This is a genomic window from uncultured Gemella sp., assembly GCF_963525875.1.
In the GTDB taxonomy this organism is placed as follows: Bacteria; Bacillota; Bacilli; order Staphylococcales; family Gemellaceae; genus Gemella.
On record NZ_CAURMG010000036.1, the window covers coordinates 1 to 14,771 of the forward strand.

The 14,771-nt window shown below is 31.0% G+C and carries 12 protein-coding genes; all 12 read right to left on the reverse strand.

From position 1 onward, the window contains the following. Nucleotides 1–2,374: YSIRK-type signal peptide-containing protein (locus RWQ73_RS06360; RefSeq protein WP_314407429.1), on the reverse strand; the 2,374-nt coding region annotated here is incomplete at its 3' end. 397 nt (nucleotides 2,375–2,771) lie between these two features. Then, nucleotides 2,772–3,854, reverse strand: coding sequence for a hypothetical protein (locus RWQ73_RS06365; RefSeq protein ID WP_314407431.1), 1,083 nt, complete (start codon nucleotides 3,852–3,854; stop codon nucleotides 2,772–2,774). Nucleotides 3,855–3,865: 11 nt separating this feature from the next. Next, the gene (locus RWQ73_RS06370) at nucleotides 3,866–5,032 is read right to left on the reverse strand and encodes a carbamoyl phosphate synthase large subunit (RefSeq protein WP_314407433.1); all 1,167 of its coding nucleotides are present in this window, start codon (nucleotides 5,030–5,032) and stop codon (nucleotides 3,866–3,868) included. Between the two features lie 121 nt (nucleotides 5,033–5,153). Then, nucleotides 5,154–6,464 carry an isochorismatase family protein gene (locus RWQ73_RS06375; protein WP_314407435.1) on the reverse strand — a complete coding sequence of 437 codons (1,311 nt, stop codon included), beginning with the start codon at nucleotides 6,462–6,464 and terminating at the stop codon, nucleotides 5,154–5,156. Between the two features lie 152 nt (nucleotides 6,465–6,616). After that, the gene (locus tag RWQ73_RS06380) at nucleotides 6,617–7,507 is read right to left on the reverse strand and encodes an ORF6N domain-containing protein (protein WP_314407437.1); all 891 of its coding nucleotides are present in this window, start codon (nucleotides 7,505–7,507) and stop codon (nucleotides 6,617–6,619) included. Between the two features lie 136 nt (nucleotides 7,508–7,643). Further along, nucleotides 7,644–7,874, reverse strand: a complete 231-nt coding sequence (locus RWQ73_RS06385) for an acyl carrier protein (RefSeq protein ID WP_314407439.1) — start codon at nucleotides 7,872–7,874, stop codon at nucleotides 7,644–7,646. After that, nucleotides 7,874–8,854, reverse strand: a complete 981-nt coding sequence (gene plsX / locus RWQ73_RS06390) for a phosphate acyltransferase PlsX (protein WP_314407441.1) — start codon at nucleotides 8,852–8,854, stop codon at nucleotides 7,874–7,876. Before plsX ends, RWQ73_RS06385 begins: the two co-directional genes overlap by 1 nt. A gap of 4 nt (nucleotides 8,855–8,858) precedes the next feature. Further along, the gene (locus RWQ73_RS06395; RefSeq protein WP_314407442.1) at nucleotides 8,859–9,494 is read right to left on the reverse strand and encodes a class A sortase; all 636 of its coding nucleotides are present in this window, start codon (nucleotides 9,492–9,494) and stop codon (nucleotides 8,859–8,861) included. Nucleotides 9,495–9,503: 9 nt separating this feature from the next. Beyond that, complete coding sequence (recG, locus tag RWQ73_RS06400; RefSeq protein WP_314407443.1) at nucleotides 9,504–11,513, reverse strand: ATP-dependent DNA helicase RecG; 2,010 nt, start codon at nucleotides 11,511–11,513, stop codon at nucleotides 9,504–9,506. After that, the gene (gene sdaAA, locus RWQ73_RS06405; RefSeq protein WP_314407445.1) at nucleotides 11,506–12,378 is read right to left on the reverse strand and encodes an L-serine ammonia-lyase, iron-sulfur-dependent, subunit alpha; all 873 of its coding nucleotides are present in this window, start codon (nucleotides 12,376–12,378) and stop codon (nucleotides 11,506–11,508) included. Before sdaAA ends, recG begins: the two co-directional genes overlap by 8 nt. 11 nt (nucleotides 12,379–12,389) lie before the next feature. After that, nucleotides 12,390–13,058: an L-serine ammonia-lyase, iron-sulfur-dependent subunit beta gene (sdaAB, locus tag RWQ73_RS06410; RefSeq protein ID WP_314407446.1), complete on the reverse strand. Its 669-nt coding sequence runs from the start codon at nucleotides 13,056–13,058 to the stop codon at nucleotides 12,390–12,392. Nucleotides 13,059–13,060: 2 nt separating this feature from the next. After that, nucleotides 13,061–14,731: a ribonuclease J1 gene (gene rnjA / locus RWQ73_RS06415; protein ID WP_314407447.1), complete on the reverse strand. Its 1,671-nt coding sequence runs from the start codon at nucleotides 14,729–14,731 to the stop codon at nucleotides 13,061–13,063. Nucleotides 14,732–14,771 lie beyond the last annotated feature (40 nt).

Sequence of the window (14,771 nt, forward strand, 5' to 3'; positions counted from 1 at the left end):
ATGTACGAGTAGGATCGCTAACAGCTGTTACTTTTCCTTCTGCATTTAAGGTACGCGTATATTCATAAACATTGAATATTGTTTCACCGTTTTTATCAACATCAACGTATAAATCACGTTTTAACCATGTAGTCGTTCCATCACTGTTAACTGTTTTCTTCTCAGCGATTTCAGCTGGCAAATCCCAACGACCTGTAACTTTATTAAAGGTTGCTGTTACATTTTCTCCAAGTTTAGTTTTTAAAGCTACTTCTGCTCTTGTAAATGTTGCTGTTACATTTTCACTACTTGCAGTTACCTTAATATTATCCGTAGCTGCTTTAGCTGTTGCAGTTGGAAGTACTTTTAGATTAAAAGTTTCGCCAACTGTACCAATCTCATCATTAACATTTACAGCTGTATTTGTTGTTTCTGAAACAACCCATTTCCCATCTTTAGCAACAATTTTCGTATTTGTCCCATCTGGTAATGTAATCGTAGCTTCTGAAGCTCCTCTTGAAATTGTGATTGGTACTTCTTTATCATATGCATGTACATTTTTCACAGATACTGCAGGTGAAATTTTAAAGGTAGCATGTGCATATGCTTCATTCGCATTAGTTTCTTTATAGTCTCGTGCATAAATAGAGACACGGTAAATCCCTGCTTCAGTCGGTGTCCCTTTAAATCCATTTTTATTTCGTTCAGTCATGTCATTTGAGGCAATTGTGAAACCGACACCAGGAATTTTAGTGTCATCCCCTGTTAAATCTGTAACAGTACTAGCGTCTGCCCCTGTAGTTCCAGTAATTTTCACTCCAGAAACACCAAGAATTGCACGTCCCACAGTTTCTCTAATCGTTGCTGTACGGTTAAGAGGATTTCCATTTTCATCCGTTAAACTATAAGGAATATTTCTACCATTTGGTGCACCGGCATGGGAAGCTCCAGCATCTCTATATTCTACTGGTACTACAAGTTCTTCTCCTACTTTACCTTCTTTAACGGCATCGTTAATTTCTAACGTAGGTGGCGTACCATCTTTCCATGCTGTACCACCGTATCTATGTAGATCTAACGGAATTCTTACATTTTTTCCAGTTTTGGTATTAGTAAAAGTAACTGTCGCCACTAGTTTTTGATAGTTAAATGGACTACTATGCGTTACAATCCCTTGTATACTATCCAATTGTTTATCATATACTAATCCCCCAGGCATATTTGATACTGTAAAATCAGAAACAGTCCAACCTGCCGCTTTCGCTTCTTCTGTTACTTCAATACGTTTACTTGCATCTTTGACGTAAACTTTATCAATTCCTTGTTCATAACCAAGTTTATAAATACTTGATAATAAATATTCGTACGGTCCACCACCAAAGTAAGTAGAAGCGGCTGAACTTTGAATTCTTGTATTATTATATTTCAATTTTCCACGCCATAGAGGAGCTTCTTCAATAATTTTTTGTACTTCTTCTGCAGAAAGTTTCAATCCGTAGTCAACACGTGCCTTGACATCACTTGGTTGCAACTCAAATGTAAAGTTAGATGGTCCAGGTGTAACACGAGTACCTGCTCTTTGATCAGAAAACACTCTGAATTGTAATCCTTCAGCATTCGCTTTTTGTTCCGCTGAGTCTACCCCTAGTGTTCCTGATCCAGATTGAACACCGAACGGCATTTTATACGTATCCCAACCAGTAAAGTTTTCTCGTGATACTGTACTTGTACTACCTATAATATTTTTCGCAGTTGGTTTCGCCGGTGTTGTTGGTGTCAATACATCATTTGTTACAGTTGTTGTACCATTATTACTTGATGTATCCGTTCTAAACCCACTCTCCCCTTTTCCAGGAATAGCTTTCCCATTTCTAGGATCTTGGTTTTTGTTTACTTTTTCTTCTGTGGATTTATCAACTTCTTTAGCAGTTGCTTTTTTCATACTTTCTAATACGAATGCTTTATTTTTTAAAGCAACTGTTTCTCTATCAACTTCTCCTTGAGTCGCTACTTCACTCGCCTCTAATGCTTGTGCTCTTGCTAACTCTGCTTTAGAATCTTCTATCGCTGATGCTGTTTTTTCTGTTACTCTAGCGTTAGCAATCGCCTCTTGAACACGTGCTATTGCCGCACTTAAATTAGTTTTATTAGCTTTTGCTGGTGTAGTAGTAGAAACCTCTTCTTTAATCGCTGTTACATTATTATTAACAGTCTCTGTATTAGTTATGGTTGCAGGAGCATCATTACTTGCTAATGCACTTCCTCCACCTAAAAATGCGAATCCAGCAGCAATTAAAACCGACGCTGTACCAGCATTAAACTTCTTTATACCATAGTAATTTATTTTCTCTTGTTCTTTTTGAATAATCATCTTCTTATTATTCTTACTATACATCTTTTACCCTCCTAATCATTAATACAATTATTATTCAAATTCCAATAATAAAAAAATATTTAAATGTTTCAGTTTTTTTTTTTTTTTTCAAAAAAATTATTTAATAAAAATAATCCAATACTAATTTTAAGCTTTAAGTCGACTTTTGTCAAGTCTACATAATAAATTTTAAGTTAATTTTAAGTAAATACAAATAGTCTATTTATAGAAATAATATTATGTAAATTAGTAATTATAAAAAATAAAAAGAGGTGATTCTAAAATCATGATTTCATAGAAATCGATTTTTTGAGTCACCCCTTGCGCAGATTATTAGATATCAATAAATCACTGCGTATATGTATTCTCATATGAACTTTGTAAAATTTTAGTACTTTTGGGTCAGTCCTTCTATTTACTATCTTAAAATTTTTTCTTCTAAATAATCGCAATATTTCATCTCTAGATTTTGAACATATAAATTTGGTGCTTTATTTTTTATTTTTCTAGCTTCAGCTATTAATCCTAAAGCTTTCTCGTCATCCAATTTCACACCATATTCGTATGTTGCTAAAATATTCTTCGTTTGTGGATTTTTTTGTTTAAGCCTTGCTAATAAAGTTTTATCCTTCATAATTTCTTCTAACAATTCATCTTCAGGATTTACAAGACTTATTAATTTTACTAACATCGCCATAAGTTCAATTTTATATACTGGTAACAAATCATCTCTTTCAATATATAATTTTCTTGATTCATTATATAAAGCCCCAAACTCAAAGAAATATTCTAAACCATCTAATTTTATAAATTCTAATGAGTCAGTTAGATAATTAGTTTTAGTTATTTCCATTGAATTTATTTTCTCCACTACTTCTGGTCGTTCTATTAATAAATTCTTACCAATACTTTGATAATATACGTACTCTAATTGTAAGTATAGAACAAATCTAGTAGTTTCATCTTTACTAGCGTGGTAAAACGTCATACCATCGTTGAATCCCATCGGAATCAAGTTTAGAAAAGCTAATGCAAATCCTATTAAGGCGAATAGTAATGTATAATAGCTTGGTAAAACTATCCAAAATATAACGGAAAACAACACATTAAATATTACTCCACCTAATAAGTATAATTTATACTTAAATTTACCTACCACATATTCAGGAGCTCTCATTAGACACTGACCACCAGTTCCTGCTAGTCTTTCAAATCTAATTTTAAGTTTTTCATTTTCATCCTTTATAATTTTGAAATCAAACACTCTAAAACTTATAAATTTATATCCTGATAGTAATCCGAAAAATAAGTGTCCCGCTTCATGAACTATGACTTGTAAAATAAAAGCTATCACTCCTGCTATAAATAAAAATATGATATTTGGAGTATCCACTTTCGCAAGTGAACCTACTGCAATCTTACCAACTGAATACCCTACTACAGCTCCTACAGCCATAATTCCTACTAATTGCAATAATGCATTAACAATCTTATTCTTCATAAACAATCCTCCTATTCATTTTTTTCGTGAATATAACTCATCATTTCATTAAGTTCCGCACTCTTTTCAGCTACTAATATAAACATCCTTTCACCCATAGCTGTAGCAAAGACTGCCGGTACTCTCTCGATTTGTCTAATTTTCCCATTATACTTATCTTTGATATTTTCTAAACTATGTTTATAGCTATATTTATCTCTTCGTGAAAGAGCAATTCCGAAGAAATTATTATTTACTTTTTCAATATTTTCTCCTATTACTACCTTAGAATACATATCGTATAAATCACACTCATAAGTATGATTATATAAGTCTATTGTATATCCTCCTGCTATACGATTATTATATTCTAATGCAATATAATCTCCGTTAGGCAGCTTGAAAAATTCAATATGGAAGAATCTTTCCTTCATTCCAAACTCTTTAACAATCTTTCTACCGTATTTTTGTAGTTTAGGATCAATTTTCTTTTCGATGACATTAGCATAATCTAGACCACCGTTAAGTAAATCTAAAGTAGGTTTTGTATAATAAAAACTTGTTTCAAATACAATTTCCCCATTAGAATCAATCAGTCCATCATAGGTGCAAAGAATACCATTATCTACATAACTTTCTATGAAATAAACAACATCTTGATTCCATTGCTTTTTAAAGTCTTCAACATCTGAATTTGATAATAACTTATATGTATTACTTGCTCCCACACCATTATCTGGTTTAGCAATTACAGGTAATTTAATATTCTTAATAGCCTCGTTTAATTCACTTATATTTGATACAGCAACACCTTCGGCAACTGGAACTTTAGCACTTTTGAACTTTTCTTTCATTCTTGATTTATATTTTGTAAAATCAAGTTCTGCTGGTTGAACACCTTTAATATTAAATTCTTCTCTAATAGTTGCATCCAACATTAACCAATGCTCGTTATTCGATTCAACTCTATCTATAGTTCCATGTTTATATATTAGAAATGCTACACCTCTAAGAACATCTTCATAATTTTCTAAATCGTCTACTTTATAATATTCACTTAAAGAACTTTTTAAAGAATCTGATAAATTATCATAGCTTTCATTTCCTATACCTAGTACTTTCACACCTTTTTCTACTAATTTTTTGGCAAAAAATTCTTGCATTACTGGAAAATTTGGTGATACTAATAAATAATTCATAATAATTCCCTCTTTCCTAATTTTATTCATTAGTTTACCATAAACTTCACTAATTTTCCAATGAAAACAAAAAAAATATGAATCATATCCCCAACGTTCGGAAAATGATTCATATTGTATTTTATTCTTTTACATTGACTGTTAAATTTTGTAGATATGTTTTAAATGATGAATTAACTTCCTCACTTAAACCTTTAGTAGCATTTAAATCAACTACTATTTCCACTTTTTCATTATATGTTTGTGTCATAATTATATTACTTAAGACACAAATATTCGATACTAAACCACAAAATTCCACTTCTTTATAGTCACTACGTGAAATAAACTTAGCTAAGTCTATACTTCCAAATGAAGTTTTATTAAATACCTTTTTAGCGTATTTTTCATAACTTGCAACTTTTCCATATAGTTTATGCCCCTCACTATCAATTATGCAGTGTTCAACTGGTAAATGTTTACCTTCTCTTGTAGTTAAATAATTTGTATAATGAGTATCTTTTGTGAATATCACGTCTTGTCCAGCTTTTATATATTCATCGATTTTATTAGCAATAACCTGATCAAGTTGATCGGCTGTTTCAAAACCTAATGCTCCGTCTACGAAGTCTTTTTGATAGTCAACAACTACTAATAATTTTTCAGTTGTATCATGTTTTAGCGTTACTCTTAAGTATGCTAAAAATGCAACAAATGCTAAAAATGCTAAACAATAAAAGATTACTTCAGACTTAAACTTAGGATGTGCTTTAGGGTCTAAAACTACAAACTTCACCAATACTGCCGCTTCTACTAAAAGTAATACAACAATATATTTAATATTCTTTTTAAAGTAAGTAGAAAACTCTTTCACACCTAATTTTTTATAAATTAGATAAACAAATAACGCTGCAATCCCTAATATAAATATCATCGTACCGTACTTATGCATTAAGTGGAATACATGGTGTGCACTAGGTCCAAGAACATAACCTAGAGTAATAAATACTATTACCCAAAATACACCACCTAATGTAGAATATATATGGAATCGTTTTGCATCTATACGTGAAATCCCTGAAAAGTATCCTAAAATATGTCTAACTCCCGGCAAGAAATAAGCTATAATTATAACTATATTTCCAAATTTGTTGAAAAATTCTGCCGCTTTCATCATTCTATATGGAGTTAATCCTATATATATACCATACTTATCTATAGCCTTTGTTCCTAATCTTCTTCCTACTTCGTAAGAAAATTGCATCCCGATTACCGTTCCTAAGGCACTTGCTATTACCATCCCAACGTAGTTACCATGACCATTATATGCCATAATTCCAGCCACAACCATCATAGTTTCACCTGGCAATGGTAGAGCCGCAAATTCCAAGATTAGCGAAACAAATAATATAATATAAACGTGTTCAGCCAATAGTTTAAATAACATTTCCATATATAAACTATTCTCCTTTTTTATTTATTTTCTAGTAAATTATACCATATTTCTCAACTAGTTAAAAGCTAAATAGTTAAAATTTATTTGATATAGATAATATTGTAAATTATCTTATCATACAAAACTAATAATTAGTTAAAAATTATACCTTACTCTATCTTACTTAATAGATTTTCTTTAAAACAATTTTCTTCTATTTTTGTAACACCGAAATTTTTCTTCCCTGCATCCTTAATAGATGCTCCTATGTGATAAACTTTGTTACTATCTAAAATTAAAAATCTATCATGAAAATCTTTATTTGTTTTTACAGTTAAATTTGTATACTGCTCGTTAAATTTTTCAATATCTTTTGTCGTCAAATTTCCTTTACCTGGAGTATATATTTTAACTTTTACGTTGCTGTTTTTTTTACACAAAATATTTAAAGTATAAATATCTATATAATTATCAATCAATATAATCTCTCTATTAGCTTTTTGAATTATACTCACAAGAAAACTAAATGCATCATATATTTGACCATTAAAAAATATTTTTTGTTTTACTTCTTTATTTCCAGCAATATAAGTAAATACTTCTTCTAATTTTTTGTCAGTTTCCAATTGCTTCAATTCTACTCTATCTAATCTTGAATACAATTCTTGACTAAACATCAAAAGATTTCTCATTTCTACAAAGCTATTAATTATTTTAATACTCATTTCAATAGCAATATCACTTTTTAATACAGCTGAAAGCATAGCAATTCCCTGTTCTGTAAACACATATGGCATATATCTTCTCCCACCATGTGTATTTAAACTTGAGGTAACAAATTGTGACCTCAAGTTATTAAATTCTTTCTCTGTAAGTTGAAAACGAAAAAACTCAGGAAATCTTTTGATATTCCTTTTTACCGCCTGATTAAATACTTTAGTTTCCACTTGATACAAAGAAGCCAAGTCACTATCAAGCATAACCTGCTTTCCCCTAATATTATAAATCATATTTTTTATTTCTATACTATCTGAGATAATAATATCCGTATTTTTTTTCATACAAACCTCCTATAATTAAACTCAAAGAACTATTTCATTGTATTTGAGCACATTCCCTATTAATACCTTTTAGCAAATCGAAAAAAACGCTAAAAACTAGAGTCTATTATTCATTTAAACTCTAGTTCTTTTAGTACTATTTTCTTTCTTCAATAACTCTTACTAAGTCTTTAATCTCTACAATGCTTTCTGCATCTTCATCAGAAAATTCAAATCCATATTTTTCTTCAATATCCATTACTACATCAGCAACATCAATAGAATCTGCATCTAGATCTTCATTTAATTTAGAATCTAATGTAATTTTGTCTGCATCTATTTTAATATACTTTGTAATAATTTCTTTTACTTCTTCAAAAATCGCCATTATTTTTGTTCTCCTTTTTCCATTGTTTCTATCATTATATCATAAAGTTTTGTTTTGTGTATTTGTTTTGCTTGTTGTACAGCATAGTATAATGCATTTTCATCAGCTGAACCATGCACTTTTATACTTGGTTTTTTAATACCTAATAAGAAAGCTCCACCATATTCACTATAATCAAATTTTTTCTTAAATGCCTTAATTCCTTTTCTCACTAATAGTGCTGATATTTTAGTTCTAAAGTTTTTCAAGAAAATCCCCTTAATCATAGCTCCTAAAGAACTAGCTACACCTTCTATCGATTTCAACAGAATATTTCCCGCAAATCCATCAGCTATAACTACATCAAATCTATGTTCTAATATATTTCTAGCTTCGATATTACCTTTAAAATTAGCTACTTCTTCTTTAATCATCTTATGAGCTTCTTTGTAAACTTTATTACCTTTAGTTTCCTCAACACCAACATTTAGCAAAGCAACAGAAGGTTCATCGATTTTATAAATATACTTCATGTATAACTGTCCAAGTTTAGCATAGTTTACTAAATCGTCAGATTTAGCTTCTACATTAGCACCTAGATCTGTTAATAAGAATTTATGCTCAGAACTTGTTGGTAATAATGATGCTAATCCTGGTTTTGATATACCTTCAATACGACCTAACATAAACAGTGAGCTCGCCATAAAGGCACCTGTACTACCACCCGAAATTGCAACATCAATGATATCATTATTTAAATCAGATAGCATTCTAATCATAGAAGCATCTTTTTTCTTTCTATGAACACGTGCTGCATCATCTGACATTAGCACTTCTTCTGTACAAACATTTTTAACAATATTTTTAGTCTTAGTTATTTTGTCTAAGTTCTCTTCTAAACCATAAACATAGAATTCTACTTCATTATCATCATAACTATTTACAAAATTTATAATTCTACCAGGTTCATCTACACCTAAAATATCTATACCTATTTTCATAATATTATGCGCTTTCTTCTCCTATTAATTTTGCTTCTACTACAAATCGGCTTTCCCATTCTCCAGTTTGTGGATTAAAATTATCACAAGTGAATAATTTTAAAATCTTCGGTTCATTCTCATGTTGTTCCAAAATCTCAACTTGCGTTGGTGTTACATCATACAATTTACTTACTTCATATGTTCGTAATTTATCTTTTGATATAATTTGGATTTTATCACCATTTTTAATCTTTGTTAAGTTGTTAAATCTTATTCCAACACCTTGCACACTGTGCCCAGCAATTACTACGTTTTGAGCATCTAAATGCGAAGGTTCTTGTGATGTTGCTACTCCATTAATTAAGTTAATTTCAGTAACATTTTCAAAGATTGGTTCTTCTATATCCACACTATCAATTTTTAAAATTCCTAACATTGAATCTGTTAATTTAATCTTTGATTCGTTATCTGTAAACATTTTTTGCCACCATGGTATATCTACTTCACCTTTACCATTTTTATATGCCGTAATAATCTTATCATTTGCATTTCCTGTTAAAAATTCTCTAATTTGATTTTTGAATATTAACACAACAGATGTACATAATAATACTACTATCAACACATTAAGAAATGCATTTTTTAGTTTCTTACTCATTATATCCTCCTAAATTATCGTTTCTTCTAATCCGACATATTGTAATAAACGTTCTTTATTATCAGTAACTTCAATAATTTTCACTGCTAATCTCTTAGCCAAGTACATTAAATCTACATCGTTTATTAAATCCGCTACTTTAAAACTAGGTACCCCACTTTGTTTTGTACCAAAGAAATCTCCTGGCCCGCGTTGTTTCAAATCAAACTCTGCAATTTTAAAACCATCGTTTTCCAAACACATAATATCTATTCGTTCACTTTTTGAATCGGTTACTAATATACAATATGATTGAAATTCACTTCTCCCTACTCTTCCTCGAAGTTGATGTAATGTAGCAAGCCCAAATCGATGAGCATCTACTATTATCATAAATGTCGCATTCGGTACATTCACCCCAACTTCGATTACTGTTGTTGAGATAAGTATATGTATTTCTTTATTTAGAAATTTTTCTACAATAGCATCTTTTTCTTTATTACTCATTTTACCATGTAATATTGCAATTTTGTAGTCTTTTGGTAAATAATTTTTAATATTTTCGTAAGTTTCTTCTACATTTTGAAGATCCATTTTCTCTGATTCTTCAATTAATGGACAGACTACGTAACCTTGTCTACCGTTATCTAACTCCATACGAATATTGTCTAGAACTTTGTAGAAACTTTTATTATTAGCCTTATAAGTTTGTACTTTCTTTCTACCTGCTGGCAATTCATCAATTGTCGACACCTTAATGTCAGTTATTAAAGTAATTGCCAAACTTCGTGGTATCGGGGTCGCTGTCATCATTAATGAATTAACCGCCTCCCCTTTATTACTTAATATTTGTCGTTGTTTTACTCCGAAACGATGTTGTTCATCAGTAATTACATATTTTAAATTTTTGAATATCACATCTTCTTGAATTAAAGAATGTGTTCCTATTAATAATTCTACCTCACCAACTTCAAGTAAACTTAAAATTGTGTTTCTTTCTTTCTTTGGTGTACTACTCGTTAAAAGAGCAACTGAAATATTTAAATCTTTAAAAAATTCAAAAAATGTTTCAAAATGCTGATTAGCAAGTATTTCTGTCGGTGACATTATCGCTGTTTGATACCCAGCTTTTATAACTGAGTATAACGTAGCAGCTGCTACGGCTGTTTTACCACTACCTACATCACCTTGTAACAATCTATCCATCTTAAAAGGTTCATTTAAATCTTTTACTATCTCTTTGATAACTCTACTTTGTGCACCAGTTAATTTAAATGGTAGACTATTTTTAAATTCTTCTACATAAAAATCAGCTATGCCTATGCTATATCTTGCATCCTCTATTCTACTATTAATATTTTGAAGTTGCAGCTTTAATTGATAGTTAAATAATTCATGAAACGCAAACATCTTTCTAGCTTTGTCAAATTCATCAGAATTTTTTGGATAATGTAGAGTAAACAGAATTTTTTCCAACTTCCAAATTCCCTTAAAATTTTCAGGTACTAAATCAAGAATTACATTTTCCCCATCTATCATCTTAAATGATTCTTCTACCAGTTTTATAAATTTTTTCTGAGTAATACCTTGTTTAAGATGATAAAAAACTTCTATTGTATCTCCCTTTGGCTTTTCCTCAGCACTATTAAAACTTATACTAGAAGCTGTAATAGTGTTATTAGTAGCATTATATGTTCCTTTCACTACTACATCTCTACCCTCTATTAAGTTTTTCTTTAAATAATGTTGATTAAAAAACACAATTTTAATACTTCCAGATGAAGTAGAAAGTGTAAAGAAAGACCTACTCCTCCTATTACCATAAAATTGTGTACTTACTCTTGTCTCGATTCTTCCAGTAGTAATTACTTTTTCATTATCTTTTACAGATGAAGAAAAATCAGTAGAACTAGATACTCTATAGGGAATATTATACAAAACGTCACGAATAGTATATATCTCTAGTTCGTTTAAAGTTTGTAAATATTTCTTCCCTACGCCTTTTATAGTTCCTACTGATTTTTCTAAAATATTAATCATTACCGAATAATAAACTCCTATATTTTTCTCCAGTTTTAGTAATTGCTAAACCGCCTTTAGCTGTTTCTTTTAATGTTGTAGACATTTCTAATCCTATTTTATACATTGCTTCTAATACCTCATCAGCAGGAATTCTACTTTTTATACCTGCTAAGGCTAAATCTGCCGCCATAAGAGCTGTTGAGGCCCCAGCTGCATTCCTCTTAACACAAGGGACTTCTACTAATCCAGCTACTGGGTCACATACCAAACCTAACATATTTTTTAGGGCTATAGCAAAGGCATGAGCGCTCATCTCTGCATCGCCTCCCATTGCCTCTACTATAGCTGCTGCAGCCATTGCACTAGCAGATCCTATTTCAGCTTGACATCCACCTTCTGCTCCTGAACATGAAGCATTATTAGCTACTACAAAACCAAAAGCTCCAGCTGTAAATAACATTTTCAACTGTGTTTCTTCGTCTATATTGAATTTTTCTTTTAATGCGTGAATACATCCAGGCAGAACACCCGCTGATCCTGCAGTTGGTGTTGCACAAATCAGACCAAGTGAAGCATTAACCTCATTAGTTGCTATCGCTGCTGCTACACCATTTAAAAAATCACTACCTGTAATAGATTTTCCACTGTTAATATACTCTTGTAATTTCTTAGCATCTCCTCCAGTAAGTCCAGTTTTCGAACTTACTCCTGCTAAACCTTCATCAACAGCTTGCATCATTACATTTAGATTTCTTTTCATTAATTTTTCAACCGCAGAACGTGTTACACCATTTAACTCTATTTCTTGTTCAATCATTAACTCAGAAACTGGTTTATTTTCTAATTTTGATTTTTCAACTATTTCTGCTAAACTAGTAAACATTTTTGTACCCTCTACAACCTATCTGCAAATTTTACTTCATTAATATACTCTAGTTCAGTTAATTTCTGCATATTTTCTTCATTTAATTCTTCTAGTGATTCGACAACTAATAAGTTAATTCCTTCTAAAATTGAACTAGAATATTTTTCATTAACTTTTTTATCTCCGAAGATTTCTTCTATTTTTACCGAAAGATCTTTTTTATTATTGTTATTGAATTTATAAAATATGAAATAACAAGGAAAATCTCCTGAAAGATTTACATCGAATCCAAGAAGTTCAAAAATAACCATCTTCCCTCCACCTATTGATTTTCCAATAAGATCTAAACTATATCTTCCCGCTTCAACTTCTATTTTTGCTGTGTTAGGATGAACATGTTCGATTTCACTTTCTACAAATTCAAATTCCATACCTGCTAATTTAGCATCTTCCATACTAGTTCTAATACGTTTATCTGAAGTGTTATATCCCAATAATCCTCCTATTAACGCAATGTCAGTCCCATGCCCTTTATATGTCTCTTTGAAAGAACCGTATAATGTTATTTTTACATTTTCAGGCTGCCTTCCAAAAATATATCTTGTAAAAAGACCGATACGAACTGCACCTGCCGTATGTGAACTAGATGGTCCTACCATTACCGGACCTATAATATCAAATACACTTCTGTATTTCATATTTACACCTCCAATATTGTTGGTAAAATAACAGGTTTTCTTCCTATTTCACTTTCTAAAAATTGTCCAAGTGATTCTAAAATTTGTTGTCTCACTTGGTAAACACCGCAATCTTCACTTTCTAGAACTGATAATACCGCGTCTTTAATGACTCCTTTAGCTTGTCCAAATAATTCCATCGATTCATTAACATTTACGAATCCACGGCTTATCACATCTGGATTATTCATTAGTTTTTTATTTTTAAAGTCAATTGCGATTGAAACTACAATAACACCTTCTTCAGAAAGCTCTTTTCTATCTTTAATCACAACACTACCAATATCACCAATTCCAAGACCGTCTACATAAACGTCAGAAGCTTCAAATTTCCCGGCAATTCTAGCACTATCACTTGTTAAAGCTAATACTTCACCGTTCTCCATGATGAATGAATTTTCTAAAGGAATATCACATTCAGCCGCAGTTTGAGCATGAATAACCTGCATTCTGTACTCACCGTGAATTGGCATAAAGTATTTCGGCTTAATAAGTCTGAACATTAGTTTTTGTTCTTCTTTAGAACCGTGTCCTGATGTATGAACATTATTAACACTAGATGTAATAACATTAGCACCCAATTTTGATAATAAATCTATGTTTTTATTTATTGAAAGTGTATTTCCTGGAATTGCAGAACTCGCAAAAATTACCGTATCAGTTGGCATAATCGTAATTTTTTTGTGTGTACCATTAGCTATTCTACTTAAGGCTGCAAGTTCCTCACCTTGAGTCCCTGTACATAGTATTAATAATTTATTAGGATCTACCTGGTTAAGATATTTACTATTAACAAAAGTTTCTTTAGGGGCTTTTATATACCCTAACTCCGTACCTATTTTTATAGCTTTTTCCATAGAGCGACCGAATACTACAATTTTCCTACCGTGCTCTATACAAGCTTCAACAACTTGTTTAACACGATATACGTTAGAAGCGAAAGTAGCGAATATAACTCTATGTTTTTCTTTACGAAGTATATTAGAAATGGTTTTTCCTACTTCTTTTTCACTTTGAGTAAATTCCGTTCTCTCTGAGTTAGTTGAGTCAGAAAGTAAGCATAACACACCTTCTTCTCCTATTGCTGCCATTTTATGTAAGTTTGATCCTTGTCCTACTGGTGTAAAGTCAAATTTAAAGTCTCCTGTATGAACAATATTTCCTTGAGGAGTATTAACAATAACACCAAATGAGTCTGGAATAGAGTGAGAAGTATTATGAAATGAAACCTTTAAGTATTTAAAACTCAACACTGTATCTTCATCAATAACATTTAACTCAGCTTTTGCTAATAAATTATGCTCCTCTAATTTTGATCTTATAAGACCAATCGCTAGTGGTCCTCCATAAATTGGAAGATTTACCTTTCTAAGTAGAAATGGTAAACCACCAATGTGATCTTCGTGACCATGAGTAATTATCAATGCTTTAATTTTATCAACATTTTTTTCAATATATGAATAGTCTGGAATTACATAGTCTATCCCAAGGATATTATCTCCAGGGAATTTAACTCCAGCATCGATAATAATAATCTCATCACGATACTGAACCGCATAGGTGTTTTTTCCGATTTCGCCTAGACCACCAATAGCCGCAACACCTACTTCATTTTTTTTGATGATCTTATCCATTAACTTTCTCCACTTTAAAGTCTTCAGATTGTTTTTCAAA